General features: G+C 36.6%; 23 protein-coding genes and 1 pseudogene. 4 read left to right on the top strand and 20 right to left on the bottom strand.

What is annotated here, in order from left to right:
• Positions 1-147 precede the first annotated feature (147 nt).
• The 5 genes and pseudogenes from G9F72_RS02535 to G9F72_RS02515 form a co-directional block, all read right to left on the bottom strand.
• Complete coding sequence (locus tag G9F72_RS02535) at positions 148-1,662, bottom strand: NAD-dependent epimerase/dehydratase family protein (RefSeq protein WP_164959483.1); 1,515 nt, start codon at positions 1,660-1,662, stop codon at positions 148-150.
• A 7-nt stretch (positions 1,663-1,669) separates the two neighbouring features.
• Complete coding sequence (locus G9F72_RS02530) at positions 1,670-2,683, bottom strand: NAD-dependent epimerase/dehydratase family protein (RefSeq protein ID WP_164959484.1); 1,014 nt, start codon at positions 2,681-2,683, stop codon at positions 1,670-1,672.
• Between the two features lie 130 nt (positions 2,684-2,813).
• Complete coding sequence (locus G9F72_RS02525) at positions 2,814-3,596, bottom strand: MBL fold metallo-hydrolase (protein ID WP_164959485.1); 783 nt, start codon at positions 3,594-3,596, stop codon at positions 2,814-2,816.
• Between the two features lie 143 nt (positions 3,597-3,739).
• Entirely contained in the window at positions 3,740-6,031 is a 2,292-nt protein-coding gene (locus tag G9F72_RS02520; protein WP_224676259.1) for a glycoside hydrolase family 3 C-terminal domain-containing protein, read from the bottom strand.
• Between the two features lie 271 nt (positions 6,032-6,302).
• Positions 6,303-7,199, bottom strand: a pseudogene (locus tag G9F72_RS02515) (alpha/beta hydrolase).
• 399 nt (positions 7,200-7,598) lie between these two features.
• On the opposite strand from G9F72_RS02515, the gene G9F72_RS02510 reads away from it, so the two are divergent.
• Complete coding sequence (locus G9F72_RS02510) at positions 7,599-8,810, top strand: AraC family transcriptional regulator (RefSeq protein WP_164959489.1); 1,212 nt, start codon at positions 7,599-7,601, stop codon at positions 8,808-8,810.
• Here the strand turns inward: G9F72_RS02510 and G9F72_RS27505 are convergent.
• From G9F72_RS27505 to G9F72_RS02485, 5 genes are all read right to left on the bottom strand, one after another.
• The gene (locus tag G9F72_RS27505) at positions 8,741-8,923 is read right to left on the bottom strand and encodes a CoA-transferase (RefSeq protein WP_411955946.1); all 183 of its coding nucleotides are present in this window, start codon (positions 8,921-8,923) and stop codon (positions 8,741-8,743) included. The two genes, G9F72_RS02510 and G9F72_RS27505, sit on opposite strands and share 70 nt — an antisense overlap.
• A 522-nt stretch (positions 8,924-9,445) precedes the next feature.
• Positions 9,446-9,835, bottom strand: coding sequence for a DUF4286 family protein (locus G9F72_RS02500; RefSeq protein WP_164959491.1), 390 nt, complete (start codon positions 9,833-9,835; stop codon positions 9,446-9,448).
• Positions 9,836-9,940: 105 nt separating this feature from the next.
• Positions 9,941-10,486 (bottom strand): nuclear transport factor 2 family protein, encoded by a 546-nt coding sequence (locus G9F72_RS02495; protein WP_202054897.1) that lies wholly within the window; start codon positions 10,484-10,486, stop codon positions 9,941-9,943.
• Positions 10,487-10,571: 85 nt separating this feature from the next.
• Positions 10,572-11,045, bottom strand: a complete 474-nt coding sequence (locus G9F72_RS02490) for a VOC family protein (RefSeq protein WP_164959492.1) — start codon at positions 11,043-11,045, stop codon at positions 10,572-10,574.
• 44 nt (positions 11,046-11,089) lie between these two features.
• Positions 11,090-11,593, bottom strand: coding sequence for a VOC family protein (locus G9F72_RS02485; protein WP_164959493.1), 504 nt, complete (start codon positions 11,591-11,593; stop codon positions 11,090-11,092).
• Positions 11,594-12,004: 411 nt separating this feature from the next.
• Between G9F72_RS02485 and G9F72_RS02480 the strand changes: the two genes are divergently transcribed.
• The gene (locus G9F72_RS02480) at positions 12,005-12,922 is read left to right on the top strand and encodes a LysR family transcriptional regulator (protein WP_164959494.1); all 918 of its coding nucleotides are present in this window, start codon (positions 12,005-12,007) and stop codon (positions 12,920-12,922) included.
• A 147-nt stretch (positions 12,923-13,069) separates the two neighbouring features.
• On the opposite strand, the gene G9F72_RS02475 is transcribed toward G9F72_RS02480, so the two are convergent.
• Complete coding sequence (locus tag G9F72_RS02475; protein WP_164959495.1) at positions 13,070-13,504, bottom strand: Zn-ribbon domain-containing OB-fold protein; 435 nt, start codon at positions 13,502-13,504, stop codon at positions 13,070-13,072.
• Positions 13,505-13,520: 16 nt separating this feature from the next.
• On the bottom strand, positions 13,521-14,795 hold the full coding sequence (locus G9F72_RS02470) for a thiolase family protein (RefSeq protein ID WP_202054898.1): 1,275 nt from the start codon (positions 14,793-14,795) through the stop codon (positions 13,521-13,523).
• A gap of 204 nt (positions 14,796-14,999) precedes the next feature.
• Between G9F72_RS02470 and G9F72_RS27315 the strand changes: the two genes are divergently transcribed.
• Positions 15,000-15,821, top strand: coding sequence for a methyl-accepting chemotaxis protein (locus G9F72_RS27315; RefSeq protein ID WP_164959496.1), 822 nt, complete (start codon positions 15,000-15,002; stop codon positions 15,819-15,821).
• Between the two features lie 199 nt (positions 15,822-16,020).
• Here the strand turns inward: G9F72_RS27315 and G9F72_RS02460 are convergent, their stop codons facing one another.
• A complete protein-coding gene (locus G9F72_RS02460) occupies positions 16,021-16,605 on the bottom strand; it encodes a TetR/AcrR family transcriptional regulator (protein WP_164959497.1) in 585 nt (194 codons plus the stop codon).
• A 284-nt stretch (positions 16,606-16,889) separates the two neighbouring features.
• Here G9F72_RS02460 and G9F72_RS02455 point away from each other — a divergent pair, with 284 nt between their 5' ends.
• Complete coding sequence (locus G9F72_RS02455; RefSeq protein WP_164959498.1) at positions 16,890-18,584, top strand: CocE/NonD family hydrolase; 1,695 nt, start codon at positions 16,890-16,892, stop codon at positions 18,582-18,584.
• A 497-nt stretch (positions 18,585-19,081) separates the two neighbouring features.
• On the opposite strand, the gene G9F72_RS02450 is transcribed toward G9F72_RS02455, so the two are convergent.
• The 7 genes from G9F72_RS02450 to G9F72_RS02420 all read right to left on the bottom strand — a co-directional run bounded on the left by G9F72_RS02450 (position 19,082) and on the right by G9F72_RS02420 (position 24,157).
• Entirely contained in the window at positions 19,082-19,846 is a 765-nt protein-coding gene (locus G9F72_RS02450; protein WP_263487097.1) for a recombinase zinc beta ribbon domain-containing protein, read from the bottom strand.
• A gap of 15 nt (positions 19,847-19,861) precedes the next feature.
• On the bottom strand, positions 19,862-19,999 hold the full coding sequence (locus G9F72_RS02445) for a hypothetical protein (protein ID WP_224675929.1): 138 nt from the start codon (positions 19,997-19,999) through the stop codon (positions 19,862-19,864).
• A gap of 411 nt (positions 20,000-20,410) precedes the next feature.
• Positions 20,411-20,791, bottom strand: coding sequence for a hypothetical protein (locus tag G9F72_RS02440; protein ID WP_164959499.1), 381 nt, complete (start codon positions 20,789-20,791; stop codon positions 20,411-20,413).
• 182 nt (positions 20,792-20,973) lie between these two features.
• A complete protein-coding gene (locus G9F72_RS02435) occupies positions 20,974-22,143 on the bottom strand; it encodes a TIR domain-containing protein (protein WP_164959500.1) in 1,170 nt (389 codons plus the stop codon).
• 286 nt (positions 22,144-22,429) lie between these two features.
• A complete protein-coding gene (locus tag G9F72_RS02430) occupies positions 22,430-22,591 on the bottom strand; it encodes a hypothetical protein (RefSeq protein WP_164959501.1) in 162 nt (53 codons plus the stop codon).
• A 140-nt stretch (positions 22,592-22,731) separates the two neighbouring features.
• Entirely contained in the window at positions 22,732-23,028 is a 297-nt protein-coding gene (locus G9F72_RS02425; RefSeq protein ID WP_224675928.1) for a hypothetical protein, read from the bottom strand.
• A 226-nt stretch (positions 23,029-23,254) separates the two neighbouring features.
• Positions 23,255-24,157, bottom strand: coding sequence for a DUF3298 and DUF4163 domain-containing protein (locus tag G9F72_RS02420; protein ID WP_164959503.1), 903 nt, complete (start codon positions 24,155-24,157; stop codon positions 23,255-23,257).
• Between the last annotated feature and the right edge of the window lie 3 nt (positions 24,158-24,160).

Genomic DNA, 24,160 nt, shown 5'->3' with positions numbered 1-24,160 from the left:
TACCATATTTATTTATTTTGTTAATTTTATCAAAACAAGCAATGTCACGCCATAGCAAGAAATACGTATATTGAAAACATGTTCAGCTAACTCATGAACCTGTTCAACTATTGCCTAATATACATAAAAAATTTTCACATTCTTAATTTAAATATAGTCGAGTTCATTAACCTTCTTTGGATAAACCTTACTTGGTTCATTTTTACTATGAAGCGTATACCATACTTGAGCAAAAAACTCACTTGTTTTTGCAATTTCATGGTAGTTCCAGCTTTCACGCTCACACTGAGGACACCAATGGCCGCCTTCCAATATAAGCCTTGGACTTGCATCAAAGGCATGACCGAAAGCACACTTGAAACCGAGCTTTGTCCTCATATCTCCCATTGTCATATTATCAGACATGCATTTGCCCCCACGGAAAGCTGCTGCTTTTTTTAAATCTTCAATATCAAGCTTGCTCTCAGGCTTTGTTTCATCATAACCGTGATCGATATGAACTACTCTGTCATAATTTGAATACGGCTTAAAATCCTTTATACTTGGTGAAATAGCATCTCTTGCCTCCTTGGAGATAAAGAAGGTCTCAATGTACTCAAGCTTGTTGTTTTCTACCCAGAAAAGTGGGCCATGCTCTGTTCTTGCTATTTTCTCAAACTGCTTTCTTACACTATTACCAATAAGCTTTTGTCCACCTGGGAACTTTGTAATTATTTTAGCCGCCCTAATGGCACTTTCATTGTTTTTCTTGTAAAGATCAATGTAATATTCTGCACCTTGGCTTCTGAAGTGTAAATAGTTCTCCAGTTTATCCGAATCCAAATAGTATTGCCCATGGAAATTTCTTGTGGCAAACCAGTTTGCGTCAATGGCATACTCCATTTTAGTAAGTCCCATCACTTCAAATAAGTCCTTAAACATTTGATATGTGCCTAGTCTTGCCTTTTCCCCTCCGCCAATGTTGTATATATGACCCCAGAAATCTTCCGGCAGATCCTCACAAGCATTTTTTAGAAGAACACCTGAGTCGTGATCACTCACATATTCAAGAACATTGTCCAGGCAATTGTGGAACGTGATACCGTCTTTTATATCTAACATATGTTGTGAGATGATTCCTGTCTGTCTTAGAGAAACCCAATACTTTAGTCCAGATTCAATGACAGCCCTTTCCGCTGCAATTTTTGATACTGCATAATAGTCATGAACACTTGGCTTTATAGGATCTCCCACTCTCCCCCAATGAATAGGAGGCATTCTATCTCCGGTCTGTGCAACCGTTCCTATATAAACAAGCTTAATGTTGTCACAATTTCCGCTTTTCTTTATGGCGTTAATGATATTCACTGTTGAGCCATAGTTAATTTTCATAGCTTGTTCCGGGTTATAATCAGCCTCAGGAGATACAAATGCAGCTACATGAAGAATAATGTCCACACCATTAACACATGTCTTAACATCATTATAGTTATTCAAATCACCCCAGACTATTTTCAGATTGTCGAGTCCTTCGTATTGCTTAAGTATTTGCTTATTCTTCGCTGATGGTCTCGCTAAGATAACAACGTTATATTTTAATGGTTCTTTCAACAGTTCTTTTAAACCGCAAAAACCCATAGAACCTGTCGCTCCAGTAAGAAAAACTGTTTTCTTTTTTATCATAATATCTTCACTCACCTTTCATACTAATTGTCTGCTGCTTTCCATCTATAACTTCCATGCAAAGTCTAACAGATTCACCAATAGCCATATCAATATCATCCTCTTCTACACCCAGTTCTTCTACAATTGTTTTTTTATCAATAAACGCTTGCCTGGTCATTATTTCAACCAAACCAATGGGATCAAGTCCTGGCTCTATGTGCTTTTGCTTATATTCATTTATTATAGATTTCATACCAAGCCTATATAAAAATTTTGGTATTGTAATAATCCTCTTGTCTGGGACATTCAGATGTTTATGAATGATTTTAAGCATTTCCTTCCAAGTTAGATTAAAGTAGCCTACAGGATAATTTTTCCCACCTTTGCCACGTTCAAGGGCTCCTGCAATACATTGCCCGACTTGTCTAACTGTAACCATAGTTGTTCCGCCTTTAGGGTAGAGGGTGGAGCCTTTCATTTTACTTATCTGTTCTATTAAGAAAACCCATACAGGCTTACGTCCTGGTTGAGAGCCAAATATATAAGGCAATTCCAAAACAGATACATCCATATTTTCATCTGCAAAGGATAATGCCATATTGGCTTGATCTACGCGGCTTCTTATATAAGGATGGGTATCATATAGATTTTGGTCTTTCCATGCTCTATTTAAATATGCGAAGTATGAACCCAGCACAACAACATGTTTTACTCCGGTCTCCTTAGCAATTCTTAACAGCTTCTCCAATGGTTTAATATTGTACTTGTAAAACATATCATATATTGGTGCCGGTCCTTCTACCCTTTCATCTACTCCAGCCGCAAATACAAAACCTTCGCAGCCCTCCATGAAGCTTCTAATTTCTGCATCTGTTAATTCCATGTAGTTACCAAAAGACAATTTCATCTTTGGTGGTAAATTTGCGCCCTCCGGAATTGGAGGCAGTGCAATTGAAGATACCTCATGTCCCCTACGAATCAATTCTTTTGCTCCTTCTGAACCAAGTAAACCTGTTCCTCCAATCATAAATACTTTCATTTTACCGCTAACCTCCCTTTATTTTGTATAACTCTATATGCCATACTATGCCGATTTCATTATGGTAATACTCCTGGTATTGGAACCTTTTATGGTTTCTTTTGTTGCTTATGGCTTGTCACATTTCAAATCAAACTACCTTCCGGGAGTCGTAAACTATTTGAATATCCCCATTATTATCAGTGTAATTTATATTTTTTGAAAAAAATGTATTCTTTACCTTGCTAGAGAGGATATCACGAATGTAGTTTATGGTTTTTTCCATTTGTTCTACCGTCTGAACTCCATCACCATGTCCATAATATGCTGTATATTCCTTTGAAAATTCTAATATCTTTTCTCCACCAGTCAGCCATTCTTTCAAAGAGGTACATCCTGGAAGGCACATCAACAAAAACGGATTGATATCGTCACCTGTAAACATTATTTTATGTTTGTCATCTAGCAGCACTATTGAACCTCGGGTGTGCCCAGGAGTATGAATGACACTAATACTTCTACCACCAAGTTCAAAAATATGCCCGTTGCTTATGGGCATAGGCTTTGATTTAAAGGGTAGTTTTGCAAAGTCACTTTTACTGGCAGTTTTTCTCACGATAGTTCTTGCTGCTAAACGAGAGCTCAGAATTCTATATGCAAAAGCACGGTCAGCTTCGTGTACAAAAAAACGCTCATACCAACCCACACCACCTGCATGGTCACAGTGGGCATGAGTTAGAACAACATCTACCGGCAGGGCCGTAATCTGTTCCACGGTACTTTTAAGGTTTCCTATGCCGCAGCCCGTGTCTATGAGTAATGCCCTATCTTTGCCCACCGCAAGATAGCAATTGACGGCACCATTCTCATCTATTCGGTAGGTGTTAGGTGCTATCTGTTCAACCGTGTGTAAACCTGATTTTATATTATCCATCTTATATTTCCTCGCTTAATTTTCCCTATTTGCCAAAAAGCCATAGTTCATATCAATTTTAACCTTTTTATTAATTCACTTTAAGAATTGAATAATCTCAAGTAAACTAAATCTCCTAATGCTGGATAAGGTACTACTGCGTTTTATTTTTTCATTAATCCACGAAGTCCCTTTAGAATATGTCCATTCATTATATCTACTAGTCCATCAATAATTTTAATTGATAACGCACCTTGTGACATCATACCCAACTGACGAAGTGGCATATCTACCATCATTGCCTGTATTATCTTCACAACCTCGTTATCTGAATTAGCTTCATCCCCTGAGAACATCTTCATTACAGACTTTTCTACTTGCTTATTCATCATACGTCCAATCCAGTGAGCTCTGATATCTCCCAAAGTAGAATTAATGTCAAATGGTCTTAGACTACGCTCTTCCGGTACTTTTCTTCCTAAAACTACCTCAAATTGTTCCTTTGGAACATCATAAATTCCTGGTTTTAAAAGATTGTAATAGCCAGGTGCTGATGTACGATAATCAGGTATGGCTCCCTCTTGTTTACTTTCAACGGTAACCGTATCATTTAATCGTATATCTCTTGAGGATGCACCAATTTCAATCTTGTAATCGCCACTTTCCACAAACCAGTCTTTCACATTAACATTATAGTAGGCAAATGCACGACTTTCCAATGTAAATGTAACAGTTTTACTTTCATTCATCTGCAATTCCACTTTTGCGAAATCTCTAAGTTCACGCACAGATTTATAAACAGTACTTTCTGGTGCTGAAACATACAACTGAACTATTTCCTTTCCGGCACACTTTCCGGTATTGGTAACCACTACCTCTACTTGAAGTGTATCTCTGTCTCCAATCTTTTTTGCACTAAGCTTTAATCCCGAATAGGTAAATGTTGTATAGGAAAGCCCGTGTCCAAATGGAAACATTACCTGTTTTTGTGCTTTATCAAAGTAACGATACCCCACATAGATACTTTCTCGGTATTCAATATTGCCTCCTGTGCCAAAATGAGCAATACTAGAAGTTTCAGTAAGTGTTAACGGATAGGTTTCTGCTAGTTTACCACATGGAGAATAATCCCCAAAAAGCAAATCATATGCGGCGTAACCGCTGTTTTGTCCCGAAAGATTCATTAAAAGTATTGAATCAACTTTGTCACGCCACGGAATATTTACAACTCCCCCTGAACTTATAACAGCTACTATCTTTTTTCCCGTAGCAACCAGTTCATCTATCAATCTAGTGTGTGCTTTTGGCATATTTAAATGAGTACGGTCAAAGCCCTCGCTTTCATAGCTATCCGGTAATCCAACAAAGGCAAATATCACATCCGCTTCTTTTGCTACTCCAACTGCTTCGCTAATCAAAGCTTCATTCGGTTCATCACTGGCTACCGAATAACCTGGTGCAAAAGAATAGCTTATATTTTCCGCATCAAAGGCATCAGTTACGGAAGTAATCCTGATTGGAGATATCTTTGAGCTTCCTGCACCTTGATAACGAGGAACTTTGGCAAATTCACCTATTAAAGCTATCTTATTATTTTTATCTACCGGCAGTACATTTCCTAACTTTAGCAACACTGCACTTTCACGTGCAATACGTCGTGCCAATTCATTATGTGCTTCTACATCATATGATGTTTTCTGTGTTTTCTCTGCCTGTAGTGCAATAGCCGTCATTCTCACAGCACAAAGATCAACAAGTTTTTCATCCAATTTCCCTGCTCGAACCATATCAACAATCAATCGGTCCGTAGCTCCATCAAAAGCTGGCATCTCCAAATCTAACCCTGCCTGTACACCTTCAACTCTGTCACTCATTGCTCCCCAGTCCGTCATTATTGCTCCCTCAAATCCCCATTCACCACGAGGGATGTCTGTCATAAGGCGTTTATGTCCTGAAGCATAAATATCGTTAATCTTATTATACGAACACATCAATGTCCAAGGTTCTGCTTTCTTTATAGCTATTTCAAATCCAGTAAGATATATTTCTCTCAATGCACGCTCATCAATTACCGAATTTGAGATAAGACGCGCTTTTTCCTGATTATTCGCAAGATAATGCTTCAGGCTGGTACCTATGTTTTTACTCTGTATTCCACCAATGAGTGCCGCAGCCATTTCTCCAGTCAGAAGTGGATCTTCTGAAAAGTATTCGAAATTACGGCCACAAAGTGGACTACGCTTTATATTTGCTGCTGGTCCCAGAATCACAGCAACCTCTTCTTGTACACATTCCTCTCCAAGTGCAATACCCATTTCATACACTAAATCACGATCAAAGCTACAGGCTGTTGCTACAGCCGTAGGGAAACAAGTAGATAATACCGAATTATTAATACCCAAGTGATCGGAATCTCCTCCCTGTTTACGTAAACCGTGTGGCCCATCCGTTACCATTATTGATTTTATTCCAAGACGTTCTATTTCTTTTGTATGCCAGAAATCCTTTCCAGAACAAAGACTAGCTTTTTCCTCAAGAGACATCTTCTTTACAAGTTCCTTTGCTCTTGGTAAAACACTTTTTAACGTATGATTAACTTTTTCCATGTTCAAACTCCTTTCTGCGCTCTTTTGAGCCATAACAATTGCATATTTAGCTTCTTTCTATCTCTCTTTTTTTAATAACCCTCTCTTTTTTACCGCTTCTGATTACCTTCTAATTTTGATACTATAAAATTTCTTTCATATAAGAAGCAATTTCTTTCATACAATCTTCAGCCTGTGGTATTACTCCGATTTGATCCGCAAACCCATGCCCCAATCCGCGATATACAATTGTCTTTATTTTTCCACCAGCTTTTGCAAATGTTCTTGCATAAGCAAAATCTTCAAATACTAAGAAATCATGTTCTCCGAAGATCAATAAAACAGGAGGTAAATTATGCATATCATCCAATAATGGAGATGCATATATATGTTCCGGATTTATGTTCCCTTGCAAATAGACCTCCTCCAGCATACTGATGTCACCGCCACCCTCCAACTAACTGTTCATCATAGACAACGTAGCATCCAAAACCTTCCCATGCTTTTTGCTGCGCTGATATTTGCTTAAATCCACACCTTGATAAAATTCCGTTTTATTTCCCGAAATGTTGACCGCAGGATAAATTAGGACCTGAAGTTTTACCATTCCGGTTTTTTCTTCCCTGTCACGCAAGGTAACTGCTGCTGCCAAATTCCCACCCGCACTGTCTCCAGATACTGCTATTTTGTTTTTATCAGCACCAAATTTTTCTGCGTTATCATATGCCCACTTTGTTGCAAAGAAACAATCATCAAAAGGCTGTGGATAGTGGTTCTCTGGGCATAGACGGTAATCAACATTAAAGGCTACACAATCAATATTTTGTACCAGAACTTTGCACATCTGTTCTACAACATCGGCAGAACCGCCAAAAAATCCACCACCGTGAAAGTAAACAAACATGGGTAAATTTGTGCCGGCGTTCGTTCCTTTATACACTCGAACCGGTACTTGATAACCATCTGCGCTGCTTACATTAAAGTATTGTGTGGTAACACCCTCTTCAACCAGCTGAATTCCCTTATACTCATTAAACATCTTTCGCATAGGCTTTATTCTTTTCAAAGCACTTTGATTCTTTTTGGGCTTTGGCATAAACTTTATCAACATAGCAACTTTCCTCATTGATTTATAAAGCCGTGGATCCATATCTCCCGGTTCTCCACCTTCTGGAATAGGCTTGACCAATACTTTAATACCATTTACTACTTCCTCTTTTTCATTTTGTTTTATTGCTTCTAAAAGATCCTCATGATATTTTCTTTTCATTTAGCCTGTTCCTCCTTTTCTGCTCTGCTATCCGTTTTGGGTTACGCATTATTACAGCGATATATTTTTTTGATTAATTACATTTTATATGGTAAAATTATACTTGTATTTCAGATTTGTTTTATAAATTATATAAAAAGCACGAATCTGAGAAAGGGGGTAATATACATGAATTTAAATGAATTAGAATATTTAAGTAAAGCACTTGCCAAATCCACAAGTGCTTCTGTCCGACTTTACCAAAGAGAAAATCAAGTCTACTACTACTCGGTATATCCCATGAACCCTGATCCTTTTCTGCTTTATGAGAAAGATATGCTACAGTCTGAGCAAACTGCTGGTATCATTACTACCGACTTGTTTCAATTTTATGGTTATGTTTCTTTGGATGGGGATTATCGAATTGTGATAGGTCCATCTTCCATTTTAACGAAAGACAAAGATAAAATGGATAACCTTTTATTTTTATTGGATGTAAAAGAAAAATATAAGGAAGAATATATTGGTAAACTGGAGTGCGCCCCCTCTATCTCTGCCGAACGTATAGGATGGCTCCTTTCCTTTATTGCTTCCGCCATCAATAAGAATCCTCTTTTTGTAGAAGACGTATTTGTAGAAACCAAATCAGAGAATCATCAACATGATATTATGAATAGCAGTATACAGAATACATTTCTTTTTTCTGATGAAAAAGAAGCCAATACTCTTATTGTCGATAACTATCAAAATGAAAAAATGCTATTGTTCTATATAAAAAACGGTCAGCCTGAAAACTTAAAAGAATTGTTCAGTGCCTTTCCAAAAATAAAGGCCGGAACAATGGCCAATGATACCTTGCGCCAACTTAAGGACATGGGAATTTGTTGCGCTACCGTGGCTTCTCGGGCCTCAATCGAAGGGGGATTAAATGTCCAGACTGCATTTCATTTATCCGATTTGTATATTCAAAAGTTTGAAATGCTTCGCAATTCTGCATCCATATACCCATTAATCAAGCAAATGTTATTAGATTTTGCCGAACGTACAAAACAGGCAAAATATAATTGCAATAACTCCTCTAAATTATTTTTAAGATGTGCAAATTATGTTTCCGAAAATTTGTTTGACAATATCAAAGTTGAAGAAATGGCTGCCGAATTTGGAATATCACGCTGTCGTTTATGTACTCAGTTTCATAAACAAACCGGTATTACCTTAACGCAATATATTTTGCAGAAAAAAATTTTAGAATCTCAGCGATTACTGCAGTTTACTAACAAAAGTATTTCTGAAATTGCATTGCATCTAGCTTTTTCCTCGCAAAGTCATTTTCAAACAGTATTTAAAAAATATACCGGCATAACCCCAAACAGATTTCGAGACGCCAAATCAGATTTATAATTTATGTACAAATTAACATCGTTGCATATGATGGTAAGATCTTTTGCGTTCTTTTCTACCAATGCATCGATAAGGACTTCAGGGGTACCACAAGCCATGAAGCCTCCTACCATGATAGTTGCGCCGTCCTGAATACCAGCAACAGCTTCCTTCGCTGTCATAATCTTGTTTTTCATTATGATTTCCTCTCCTTCTATTTTGAATGCAGAAAATTCCGAATTTTCTTTAATGCTTCGTTAAGGTCCGGCACGGCTATGCAGACGTGCATGAGTTTTTTAATAAGTATGTGTGATGAACTATCTCAAGGTCAACAGGTTCACAAGCACCCCTCCAACAACTCCAATTTTTTACAGTAATTATATGTGATTATAAGTAACAATTCAAGTTCAATTATACCTTAAATTTTGTACATCCACTCGAGCCTGAAACTAACGTTCATTCTTGCGATATTTGTTGCAATGAGGCATTACACAAAGAACAGAGCATCAAAATGATACTCTGTTCTTTGCCCTAAAACTTATAAAAATCCACTGTTAAGCATAGATTAAAATTGAAACCTATGAGAAATTCCAGGGATTATGCTTCATGTGGTCACTCATCATCAAATTACCTTTTGCTAAAGAATACGGCAGGCTCTATCCTTCCCAAGTTTGCATGTTGTCATACCGTGTTGCCCAGAAGACTTCGTATCCTCCGCCATCGCCCCATGTTGCCAGCTTGTCCTCTCCAGCAGCGGCGCGTTCTGGTGCCGTCATCCATGATTCAAATGCTTCTAGATTTTCAAATTCATATATAGTGAGATATTTGGCACACTCATGGGTTGCATTTGCTACATGGTAAGTTTTATCTGAAATCTTGTTGCGGGTTACTTTCTTAACCAAATTGCCTTCTAGTAACATAGGGACATGAACTTCATCATACCATTTGTTAAATTTATCTTCATCTACACCAGGTCTGCATTGGGTTCCAACAATCCATATCACACCGTTGCATACGTTAAACAGTCCGTTTATATCTTGACTCATAAAAATACTCCTTTATTTTTTCTTTTATTTATCATATTCACAAATCAAAATATCGGTAATCCCGTCATCTTGATTTGTATAATTATAGACTACACTAGGGGGCTTCTACTTCGCTGAGATCACCTTCAGTGTCTCAAGCTTTCCCTCTTCGCGGAACTTACGAACCACGAAGGTGTCCATAACCGGATGTTGTTCGTAGGAGGGTTGCGGAACGGACGGGTTGCCGCTCCAAGAGGCCAGCCGGCAGACGCGCTTACTAATGCGCCAGCCTTTTTCAGTGCGGACGAGCTCATCGTCATACCAGCCACGCCCCAACCAGGACGGACCACCCTCTGCTAAATCGCGCACGAGCAGCCAATCGCCATATGTGAACGCATGGGCCTTGTCACCTTCCACGTGCACCACGTGACCATACATCGTGTGCATGTGGTTGTCGAGGGTCTCGTGGAAGATCTTGAAGGCGTACGTGAGCTTTTCGACGCCCACCCAAAGAGCCCCGGCAGGTCCGAAGTCCGCTATAACGTCCTCCGTGAATATTTCAGGCATCAGGTCCCACGAATGGGAGTCCAGCGCTAGACCGTAGAGGTTGATGATTTGGATGATCTCAGTAGTGTCGTTGTTGCTCATATTAATCAAATCTCCTTTACTCATTATTGAAAATCTGCTTTACTCATTGATTGTGCAATGCCAAATGGCTTTTTTTCTGAATTGGTTCCTCATTTGAATCCTACTAAAATTAATGCCCGCTTTCAATGAACTCCATAGTAATACCGAATGGATCCCTAAAAGTCACGACCTTTAGCCAGCCTCCATCAACGGCGTTTAATTTTATAGGCTCGCAGAAAAATTCAATATCTCCGCGCTTCAAAAGTTTTTGGTAAATTTCATCAATGTTATCCACACCAAAAGCCATACGGGTAAGGCCTACACGGTTCATTTCCTTGATAGGTCCGTCACCATATACGGTCTTAGGGGTGATATACTCAATCAGGTCGATGACAGTAGCATTTTCCTTCGTAGTACCAACCAGATGGTCTGCGTTAATTTCAATTTCCTGCCCCGGGAAACCAAGCACCGCGCCATCGGCCTTCTCGTTCCTCAGACTTCCAATAGACTCGAGCCCCAGTACGTCGCAATAAAATTTAAGCGCTTCTTCGATATCCTCCACCGTAATGCAAACGTGAAACAGTCTTGTAATGTATTTTTCCATAATAATATCTCTCCTTAGTTACTTGATTTTTTTGATGCCATTGGCTATTTTACTGTTTTGGGTTCTACCTTAGGGGGCTGAGACAACGTTATAAATATCCCGAAAGGATCTTTGAAACTACACCACGTTGCTGTAATGGTAACCTCAGGCTCAACAATAAGAATGTCCTTCGTCTCGCAGACGATTTCAACGCCCTTAAAATTTCGGATTTCATTTAATGCTTCGTCCACATTGTCAACAAGTAAAGCTAGGCGGGTTATCCCCACATGGTTCATCTGGTTATAAGGACCTTCACCGATGATCATCTTTGGGTTGGTATATTCAATGATGTTTATTTCAGTCGCTTGATCGGGCTGTGCGCCTACTGACAGTAAGTGATGGGCACGAAGGCCTATCTCTTCCGTGTCAAATCCCAAGAGTTTCCCATCAGCTTTGTCATTTTCTGTTTGAAAAACAGATTGAAATCCCAACACGTCCCGATAGAACTTGAGCGCTTCGTTAAGGTCCGGCACGGCTATGCAGACGTGCATGAGTTTTTTAATAAGCATGTTGAATTCATCTCCTCATAGTCAAATCAAATGATCGGTAATTCCGTCAATTTGTATGTACTTATTATAACCAACGCCCTCCCAAAAATGAAATGCCTGATAAGTATACGCATTCAAACAACCATACAAAATAAGTATATCGCCCGACAGTGCCTCACGAAAAAAGAAGCCGTTTACACTATAGCTTCATCTACAGTGTAAGCGGGGATACCCATCTCACCGTGAAAGTTACAATTTATATTTGGACACATTATTTTTTGTTTATCTTTGTATACATCATAGTCGATATGTCTGTTTACTTGTTGACGAAAATTAGATACAATTAAAATATGTATCTAATACTCTTTTTAAATTTGCCCAGACTAATTGCCAATAAAACCAGTGTTTTTTAATACTGAGAGGGGATCCCACATGAATTTACTTAGTATGAGATATTTTATTTCTATAGCGGAATATTCAAGTTTTACGAAAGCATCCGAGCACCTATATGTAACACAACCAACTTTAAGCAGGCAAATACTAGACCTTGAAGAAGAGCTAGGTGTACAACTTTTCGTACGTGGCAGGCACTCTCTATCTTTGACAGAGCAAGGTAGTCGTTTTTTGCCTGAAGCAACGGAGATCATAAGAAGATGTGATAATATTCGGGACATCGTGAAGCAGGAACATGATGATGGCACCGTAATAGGATTGCTAAGCATAGGATATCAAGGTTTCCTTGATACCAAACTCATGCATAATACGCTAAAATCTTTAACCCAAAAGCATCCGCGTATTGATTTTTCGCTGGCGCGGGGTAATCCTGCCGAACTAAGACATCATCTTTTAATTAACAAATATGATGTGGTATTTGCATTAAATACATGTTTTGCCTCTATTCCAAATATAGAATGTATAAAGCTCCAAGAAAATAAACTACAAATAGCAGTTCCACGAAGCCACAGATTATCAAAGTACGACTCTATTGATATGAAGGAATTGGCCAATGAGAATTTTATAATGCTTGAACGTAAAATTTCTCCATTTACCGTAGATTACGCTACCAGTCTGTGTATGAAAAATGGATTTTCGCCAAATGCTTCCTATTACGTTAATGATGCAGAAAAAGCGTTGCTTTTAGTTGGTTCAGGCAAGGGCATCGCCTTTCTACATTCTACAAACAACATAAAGAGTCCCGATGAATCCTATGATATTAAGGTGCTAAGCATAGAACAACTTGATAACGATTTGAATTTCGTATTAGCATTCAAAAGAGATAACGTAAATCCAATCATTCCTATGTTAGTTGCTGGATTAATGAACCCAGCAACTAACATAGGTGTGACCTAAGTTTGGTGTAAACTCTGCAGAGCGCAAAATAGAGCAATATATAATGAGGGCTTGGAAGCGGGAAAGCTTCCAAGCCCTCATTATATAGCCTGGCTATATATTCTTAGTTAATATGATTCTAACAATTAAACCTGGTAAACACTAAGCTCAATCTTTTACCCTGAATCCAACAGATTTAAAGCCGCCGTCCATCTGAATAAACTCTACCTTGGCATTAAAAGGTAGCTTACTAATCAATTCATCCACATTATCTTTGGTTACACCATATAATGCTGCATGAAACTGACGTGTTCCCTCTTGGAAGTGTCCAACACATATGCAGTATGGCTCTTTATTTACGAAATAATCATTGGCTTTTCTGAAAGTATAATCTCCTCCCACACTAGAATCCTCATATCTTATTTCATCAATAATGGCTTCATGGCCCATATCAATCCAATTCAATTCTGTGCTGCCGCATTTCTGGCAGGTAGGCAAAGGAGGCCATACAACATCACCACATTCCTCACATTTCATTCCAAGAATTTTACCCTCTTCCAGTGCATCATAATAGGTCTTCAAAATTGGTCGCAGTTCAAACATATCTAATCCCCCCCTCTTATTCCTTTACCTCAAGAATTATACCAACAGTAGTATGACCGCCGCCCATACCACGTACTAGGCACTTGTTGACAGGTTTCTTTACCTGGCAGTCTCCGGCCTCACCGCGCATTTGGAGAATAGCTTCACTAATCATATTGATGCCAGCAACACCAAATGCATGTCCAAAGCTAAGGTCACCACCATGTGGGTTAATAGGCTTGTCTCCATCGAAACAGGTTCTGCCATCTAATTCATATTGGTAGCCCTTTCCTTCTGGCAGATAACCAAACACTTCGGCACTATCCAACTGCTCACCTGAGGTCATAACTGTGGTAATCATTAAATCGAGTTCCTTAGGATCTATGCCGTCTTTGTAGAGGGCATTACGAACGTCTACATTCATTTGGTGGAAATTGAAAGGGAATCTCTGCGTGTTAGAAGAGCTCGCATAGTCAACCACTTCAATAGGCTTCTCCTTAAACTTCTTTGCAATATCAGAAGCACAAACAACAATGGCTCCAGCGGCTACATTGTGGACAAGGCTGCCACCCTTGCGAATATATTGAGTGATCTTGGGATTGTATTTCGATCTCATGTATTCCATAACATCGTCATATCCACACTTCTTGGCGATATCGGTATATTCCTCTCTCTCAATGGCTCTAGGATTCCGCGAAGCATTACGACGCAAATTCACTGCCATAGCGTTATATGTGTCGTCAATAGTTTCCTCAGAGATACCATAGTTCTGTATATAGTATTTGCCCTGCTCCTCGGTAAGCAAATTATCGCTAACGCCGTCAAAACGGGAATATGTGGTGTCAAACAAGGATCTACCTGGTGACCACCATCCATCATACTCAGAAATAGGACGTATCTTATGTGCAGGCTGATTTCTTGGAATGAAGTGCTTTGGTGATTCAATACCAGCACACAAAACGATGTCATATTTACCAGAAGCAACAGCGTTGCAGGCTTCCATAAAAGCAATATAGCCGCTGGCACAGGCCTGTTCAATATGCATGATAGGTTTTCCAGCCATACCGATCCACTCCTCTAGGGTACCTACCATGGCTAGGGTATTTCCTGAAGTTACAAAATTGGCCATTTGGGAATATACTATTTTATCAATATCTTTAGGTTTAACACCAGCGTCCTCCAGTGCCTGGTGGCAGGCACAGGTCCAAAGTTCATAGATGGAAAGGCCTTCATACATAGGGTCATCAAAATATCTCTGTGGAAGAGTGCTGGTTCCAATAATTGAAACGGGGCGTGTAAGTTTAGTTTCCATAATTTATCTCCTTTCTTTCTTATGAATTAACTATATCTTAATTTACCGTATCCCGTAAAATTGTTTTTTTGTATATGTGAAAACCATTGCAGCTTTGTATTCATTAAATGTATACACCAATAAATAATGTAATTGCAGTGTGTTTAAAAATATGTTAAAATTCACAGCATAAACTGTGTTTTAAATTGAAAGGTGGTCATAATTATGAATGAAGGAATATTTCAATCGCTAATTGAAACCTTACCCATATTTAAGAAGGTGCTGCAAGATGATGTAGCTATAACACTTAGCGACAAGGAAAAAATTATTGGTTTTTGGCCAAATGAAAAAGTTCCAGCAGCAATAAAAGTAGGTGATCACCTTAAAGAAGGATCTCCTACATTGATGGTGATGAAAACTAAAAAAACTTTTGTGGGTTTTGTTAATAAGAAAACTGTGGGTGCTGATCTTAAGATAATAACTTATCCTCTTGTTGATGATTCAGGAAATGTATTTGGAGCAATTACTGTTGCTACAAACATGGAGAGGATAATTGAATTTACAAATGCGGCTACGGATCTTCACTCCTCTATGGAGCAAACTAGTTTAAGTATAGAAGACATTGCAGAAGGTTCGCAAAGACTGGTAAATACAATCGGAGTTGTAGTAACTTCTGGAGAATTCGCTGAACAAAAAATAAATGATACTGCTTCAATTCTCACATCCATTCAAAATATAGCTTCACAGTCTAATTTATTGGCATTAAATGCTGCCATAGAAGCTGCAAGAGCTGGTGAGTCAGGAAAAGGTTTTAGTGTTGTTGCCTCGGAAATAAAAAAGCTATCTCAACTAAGTAGTTCCTCTGCAAAAAAAGTATCTGAAACCTTGCTCGAGATAAGAAAATCTATACAGGACATTGTAACGGTTATTAGTGATTCAAATGTAATAGCTGAAACCCAAGCCGCTGCTACTGAAGAAATTACAGCAACTATATCAGAAATGGCTGTTGCTCTTAAAATCCTAGAGTCCATGGCTAAAACAATTTAAATTAATCAATCCATAGTGCTTTTATTGATTTCTAGAAATTTCATGGAAATATATATTTGAAAGATTTCGCTGAAGTAGCTAAAGTTTTATATACACTCAAAACTTTAACTACTTCACTGCGATTGTCAATGAAAAGGATAATTGGAAAGGCTTAAAAATTAGTGGAGTAAATGAAACTCTTTAATTCCTTACCAACCTTCTACTCATTATTTTTTATAGCGGTAGAAACAAAAGAATTGTGAAAGTTTCGTAGTCCGTCCGTTATTTCATTAACTGTGTAAACCCTCTGACCTTCCAAAATAAATTTAAGAGTTGATAATAAAATTGAAGCACAAATATAAGATTCGTATTCATTATCGTTATTCTCTTTAAGCGCAGCATCTATAAGCTCAATATATCTCTGTTTTAGAATTGCCTGCATATCATCATATACATGAATCTTCTCTGTGTGAATCTTCCACAAACCAAGAATAGTCATCTTTTGTGCGTAAAGTTCTTTAAGTAACTTATTCTTAACATTTAATAGTTCTTTAAAGGTTTCTCTATTTAAGAGTCTAAAATTAGCTAAAGACTTGAACTCATCTATAAAGTTCTCAGCGATTGTTTCTGCTAAATTATATTTATCAGTATAGTGCTTATAAAAGGTTGAGCGGTTAATTAAAGCCCTGTCCAATATATCTTGCACAGTTATGGAGTTAAAGTCCTTTTCGTTTATCAATTGAATAAAGGTGGTTCTTATATTGTTCTCTGTCTTAATTATTCTTAAATCCTTTTTGTGTTCCATAATACCTCTTAAATTTCGTATTTTATAGATATATTATAACCTAGACAACAAGAATGTAACAGCATGTATCTATAAATATAAAATGTTTTGATGAAACTATGTTTGTTAAGCAACATTTTATTGTATTTCGTTGCTTAACAAACATAAGTTCAAAGCTTTGATGGTTGTTTAGAAATATAGAGCAGAGTATTATTTGATTAAGGATTGATGGAATAACAAATTTAACGTTAAAGAGCTTATGGGTTCCAGCAATCAATTTCTAATTGAAAGGAAGTAGATGTACAATGATTAAATTCATGGGCCGCCCCGACTTAAAGCCTACACATCCTAGTGAGGCTACATCAGGTTTAAATAAAATAGTTATGACTACTGCTCATTACGGTAATCAAGAGATGATAATGGAGAAGGATGTTCCTATCAAAATGCGTGATGGAGTCACTATATACGTCAATGTATTTCGTCCAAATCAACCTGGAAAGTTTCCAGTGGTAATGAGTATGGACCCTTATAATAAAGATGGTTTACCTCCCTATGCATTTTTACGTCCAAACTGGCCTACCTTAGGAGGTATCGACACATCTCTTTTTACACCAATGGAGTCACCAGATCCAGGTTTCTGGGTTCCAAACGACTATATATTGATCAAAATTGCTGCTAGAGGAAGCTCAAATTCTGAAGGGGAACTCTATCCTTGGAGTAAAAATGAAACTGAAGATTATTATGAAGTTATCGAATGGGCTGGAGTTCAGGATTGGTCAGATGGCAATGTGGCGTTAAACGGAGTGTCCTACCTTGCAATGACCCAATGGAGGGTGGCTGCTTTGAATCCACCACATCTAAAGGCTATAATTCCTTGGGAAGGTACAAGTGATCTATATAGGGAATGGTTCTTTCACGGCGGAATACCAGAAACAGGTTTCTCATCAGATTTTGAGAAGTTACTGAAAACCAGATGGCCAAACAATAAGGTAGAAGCTCAGGTAGAAGCTCAAAAACAGCATCCACTACTGGATGAGCACTGGGAAGATAGACAGGTGAAATTGTCCGATATAAAGGTGCCAATGTTTGTTTGCGCTAGTTGGTCCACCCAAGGTTTGCATTGTCGTGGAACCTTTGAAGGTTTTAAACAGTCTTCCTCCAAAGACAAGTGGCTGCTTGTCCATGGCCGCAAAGAGTGGGAAACCTACCATTTGCGTGAATCCCTAGAACAACAGAAGGAGTTCTTTGATTATTTCCTAAAGGGCATTGAAAATGATTGGATGGATACACCTAGAGTACGTTATGAAGTTAGAGAGAAATTCTATAAGGGACAAATGCGAGTTGGAAATGAATGGCCAATAGCTCATACAGTATATTCTGAGTATTATCTTAATGGGGAAGGAATGTCCATGCAGAACGTCCAGGCCCAAAAGGAAACTAAACTTACATATAATGCGGAGCCTAATCAAAGCGAAAACAATGAGTTGAAGTTTAAATTCACCGCTGAAAAGGATATGGAGATCACCGGAAATATGAAGCTTAAGCTTTGGGTTTCTGCAGATGACGCAGATGATATGGATATTTTTATCGGTATTAAGAAGTACGACAAACGTGGCAATGAAGTGTTTTTACCTGATTTTAATCATAGTGAAAATGGTCAGGTGGCAAATGGTTGGCTGAGAGTTTCGCATAGAGAGCTAGATACTGAAAGATCTACGCCTTATCAACCAGTACTTAAGCACAGGAACCTACTGAAGCTTAATAAAAATGAAATTGTGCCAGTAGAAATTGAAATATTACCTTCAAGTGTTCTTCTAAAAGGTGGAGAAAGTCTAGTGCTAGTTATAAAAGGCAGCCAGATAGTCATAGAAGAAACCACATCAGGGATTTCAAGGGGATATGCACATAATGATACAGTTAATAAAGGAACTCATTCCATTTATGTTGGCGGGAAGTATGATTCATTCCTTCTAGTACCGTTAATTCCAAAGAAAGATTAGTGAAAGTTTGAGTCCCGTCAAGTGTGCAAATTCCGCTGGTGGGACTCAGCAAAATAATCCCAGTGGGTAAGTTACTATAAGGAGTCCTATAGTAACTTTAATTAATATATCAATTTGAAAAAATGTGTATATTATGTTAAGAGGCGTTAAAAGAAAGCTGATAAAGTATTCTGACACACAAGAGCAAGAGGTTATCTACTTACAGACTCCCCAGTTGGCTCGTAAACAGCCGGAACCTGAAATATCAAATGTGGAGGTAATTGATACCCTTGAAAGGTTTTCAGAAGGGTACAAAATGGTATTGGAGTTTTAGAAAGTGATGCGTTTGGACCACCTGAGCCAGAGGCCACTGAAAAACTACAGTTTTTTAATTAAGCCTCTGCAACAATTAAAAAATTTTAACTATTAGAGGATGTTGGTAATGAAGAGTGTTTATAACACCATACGTTCAAACATCAACCATATTACAATATTTACATTTAAACACTATACTTCACTTATATTCGATTTATAATAAAAAAATCCACAATATATTCTCTTTGTTCAAGCTCTTTAATAAAAGTCACAATGTTTTCTTGTTTAGCTCTTCGTTCAAGACGCTTTTCATTTATCCCCTCAATCCCATTTTTTATATTTCCATATCTCTCTGCTAAGGCTTTGTAACGTTCTTCATATTCCGCTTGGTCTAATGCGCTATGAGCATTTTCCTCCACACACTTTTGGAGCAGTTCATTAACAACCTCAGTTTCACTCTGTAGCTTTACACTCTCCTTATCAAGCTTTGAAGTATCGGTCAATGCTTGAATTATAGCTTCATAGCCTTGTAATATTTCTTCTTTGTTTTCAAGAATGTTATTAAAGGCCTCAGTAAAGGCGAGTTTTAAAGTATCCTCGTAAAGATGAGGTGTGCCACATTTTTTATCGTTTTTGAATTTTGCGTTGCACTGCCATATCATCCTTCGGTATTTGCTGGTTGAGTGCCACACCTTACTCCCGTAGAAGCTACCGCACTCACCACAGATGGTTTTTCCTGAAAAACATTCTCCTCCTGTTTTATAACCCTTGACGTTTTTGCGTTTATTAAATTCATGTTGAACCAGGTCAAATACCTCTGGAGTAATAATTGCAGGATGGCTGTTTTCAACATAATACTGAGGGATTTCTCCCTTATTAACCTTCTTTTCCTTCGTAAGAAAATCCACAGTAAAGCTTTTTTGTAGCATAGCATCACCTTTATACTTTTCATTTTTAAGTATGCTCAGTACTGTGCTAGGCTGTCAAATCTCTTTACCTGCTGGTGTCTTTCCCTCAAGGAAAAGTTTATAAATCAACCTCACAACTGCGGCTTCCTTTTCTACAATTTTAGGTATGGCATCTTCACCTTTTTCATATCCAAGGAACTGTCCATAGGGCATGCTTACCTTACCATCAGCAAGCCTCTTGCGCTGGCCCCATGTAACGTTTTCTGAAATACTACGGCTTTCTTCTTGGTGGAGGCGAAGCGTGGTAGGTGAAACCCACAAATTATAATAAATTCTTTATTTTTATATGCCACATATATCGGCATAAGTTTTTAAATACTCTAACATATATGGTGTTATTCTTGATTTATTTTTATCCGAATACTCGTATGCAACATAACTATCACCATAACCTTTACCTATATGAAAAGCCAGTCCGTCAAAGGATGAAACTATATAGTTTAATATAACTTCTGGAAATATCTTATCATTTATAAGACTAAATATATCGATGATTACTTTTAATACATCTGCATAAGCGCTAAATGCACCTTTAGGTCTAGTCCTTTCCCAAGAAACATCTAATCAACTTGTTAAGAAAGTTAAAAACGCGGAAGAAGTTTCTATTCTACACATATTAAACTTATCCAATATATTAAATCTAACAACATCATCATCAATAAATCTATCAAAGTCACACTTAGAAGCAGAAACTAGTTCCGCTCTGAAATTAGCTGTTTTGCTAATTTCTAAATTATACTGAGTAAGTTCCTTATTATGAAATTCATTTAATTCTATCATGAAGTTATTTAGATTGTTTGTTTCTATAATAATAACTCCATTACCACTTTCATATGGGTTGTCAGCTGGGTTATCCTCTTTATAAACAACTTGTATTAAATAATGCGGATAATCATTATTGTAGTTTACAAGGACATTATTTGCCCAATCAACTTCAGTTAACACATTAAAATCTCCTAATCCATAACCAATAAATATTGTAGTAGATTCTTTTAGAAGTAAACTTAATAACCCAAATTCCCAAAAATTAATGACTCCGATATTTTTTTCAATACTTCATCTCTATCCATAACGATGTCCTTTCTTCTTAACATTGCTTGTTTGTTTTTTATTAATTATCTATTCTATTAATTCCTAAACTCATTAAATGTTTTAAGTAATTTCATTGTTGCTGGATAATCTAATTGTTCCCCTTCATATTCGCATCTATATAACCCTTGTAAATTTGAAGGAAGCACCACACCCTTTTGACAAAGTAAGGTGACCTTTTTCTTATAATAAGCTATTGCTGCACCAATTTCTATCAAAACATTCTCATTAATCTTATGATGCTCATTTCCTTTCTCATCAAGAAGTTTAATTTCTCCTTCAATATGAATAATTCCAGCCTGGCATTCAGACATATCAGAAAACACTTTTTCTGGTACAGGTATTGCAGTAGTTTCTCGTTCAACAGAAACTACTGGTTCAAATTGTCCAAAAGTCAATAGTTCCTTTAACTGCTCAACAATTTTTTTATTCTTACCATGTGAAATAAAAACCTTTTGTTTCAAAGGTTTTACATAATCTTGAATAGGTTGTATTTTATTTTCTTCCTTTTTTATATTCATTCTTTGTAGCACTACATCTGGTATAATCTCATCTGGTTCTTCTTTCATAATATCATCTTCAAATTTACATTCTTCCTCTTGACCAGAATAATCACTCTCACTTGCTACAACCCGCTCAGGATTAATAAATACAAACCACCCATTTTTAGTATCAGCAATAATATCTGCAAATTCACCATTATCTTTTACTAAACCCAACACATTTTTAACTTTTTCTATTGGCACACCCATACTAACTAATACACTTTCTGCGATATTGTCTTTAGGAAACTTTGCATTATTATAGCTATTATAAAATTTATTTAATAGTGTTGGTTTTAAAACAGCTTCTATAATTGCAGTTATATCTTTTCCTTCTTCTAGAGGTGCTATTATCCTTTTTCCCAAATCAGTCAAAGAAATATCCTTTGAATTATAACCTCCATTTGTGAGACCATAAGCCGTTGAAGCACCTGCTAAATATCTCCAATTAGTACTTCCTGGCGATATATTTAAAGCTAATGCAACCTGAATTGGGGCTATAGGTCTTCCAGCAAAATTATCTAAAATAGCCTTTGGCACTACTAATGCTTGTTTAAGTGTATATAGTGGTATATCTGTTTGACTTATTCGGTTTCTTGGTTTCTTATTACATATTTCCTTTAATATCTGCTTATTTTCTTTATTTTCTTCCATTATACCTTCCATTATACCCTCCATTTAAATACATTTTTATACTATTATACTATTATTTTTTTAATATTTCAATGTTTACCAAATTGCCATTTACTTTTTTTGTTTTATTAATTTAATATTCATATATACTTCTTGTATTTGTAATTAAGCAATATTTCTATACCTCTCAAATAGAAAGTCTTCTTTACAGAATACTTGATTATTATACTTTCTTTATTCTTCAAAAAATCAAAGACCACGTTGAATATTACTTCAACGAGGTCTTTATAAACAATTACTTTATCAGCATAATTCTGTATTATTTCTTATACTCTGGCATATTCCGCTCTGTTACAAAGCCTCTGAACATTGAAAACAAATTCTTTACCAGCTCTTCTGTTATCTTAGGAGCTTGACTTCTATTTTCTTTCTCTTTTAGTGTAACTTCAAGTTTAGTTTTTCTATCCTTTAAGTCATCCATCTTTGTTTTAAACCCCTCATGCGCAAATCCTTGCATAATTGCACTAACTCTATTATTAATCTGCTTATCAATTTTCTCAATCCTTGCCTATTAACCCACATCTTTAATATAATCTTTTACTTAGTTTTGTATATATAATCTTACTTCCATCCATTAAAGCTCTCTTTGCATTCTTGAGAACAGAGCCATTTACCAATGTAGTTCTTAAAGCACACTTCATCAATATATTTATGGTCAATTAGAAACCCTTGGCCTTTGTAATTTTCATTTTTTTTACAACATACACATTCAACAACCTGCGTTCCAAATTTACTATCTATATTTTTGAATAATAAGTCTAAATACTGAAATTCTTTATTGATTAATGATATATTAAAATCAACTGCCATATCACTTATTAGACTCAAATATAAAAATACCTTTTTTAATAAAACCATAAATTACTAACACACAAAAAAGTCTACGTTATTTATGGTACGGTTCACCGTAACGGTTATAACGAAGACTTCTTAAGTTGCTGCTAAATAGATATAAAAATAGACTTACCTCCTTGAAGTAAGCCATTTTTTATATACTTTAATAAGAAAACCAAATAGATAACATCGTTCATTCTTAATATATTTCTTTGGACTATTGTAATAAAGCATTCAAGATTTCTAATATTTATTTTATATACTCATTACCTACTAATACATTAGATATTATGTCAGTTGCAATTACAAACTCTGGGCTTCCCATAGCTCCTGGTGCAACTTCATATTTATCAAAACAAATCACTAATTTGTTTTCTGAATTAATATAGAAGTTTTGCTCTTTAGAGATTTCTTTAAATACGCACAAATTAGGATTCTTTTCTATACCTTCTACCCAAAAATGCTTACTGCTATCAGCGTTGTTTTGTTGAATCATTTGTTTCTTGATGTTATCACTTATTATTTTCACATAACTATCATCTTTAAATAAGCTTGGCAAAGTAATTAAAACTTGATTCTTCTTATCTATAGTATCGTACTTAGTACTCGAATAACTATTTACAGTACTTGCAGAATAACGTTTTATTGATAGTATATTATCTGTATCTGTTTTTACTTCATATCCACTCTTTATACCTAAATGACCACCTTCATTTTTCTTTAGTTTTTCCATATCAGCCATAAAGGCTTCATATAGCTTTTTATTTTCTGTAACATATTTTTCATTTAGGCTGTTTTCTAATGCTTTATTGTTATCCAAACCTTTTACAGAAGGTACCTTTATATCTGCTTTATATGTGTTTTCATTTACATTATATTCTCTAAAAGTCACAACCTTTATGAGACTACCTAATATAGGTACCTTTGATAAAGTAGACGCAAATGCTTGATTAGTATTAACCCCAACTGTAGTTATACCTACAGCTAAAATCACTGCAGCAGCTGCTATACCTAATCCTTTAGTAGCCCAATTTCCTTTCTTTTTATAAGCGCCACTATCTTTTAAGGCTTTTTTTACTAAAAAATCTAATTCATCGGGGATAGGAACCTCCATATATTCCTTTTTAAGTTCCTTTATATTTTTATTTTTCATAAT

It is taken from the genome of Clostridium estertheticum, from assembly GCF_011065935.2.
GTDB lineage: Bacteria > Bacillota > Clostridia > Clostridiales > Clostridiaceae > Clostridium_AD > Clostridium_AD estertheticum_A.
The sequence above is the reverse complement of the archived record's forward strand: the minus strand, read 5'-3'. Positions and strand labels throughout refer to the sequence as shown.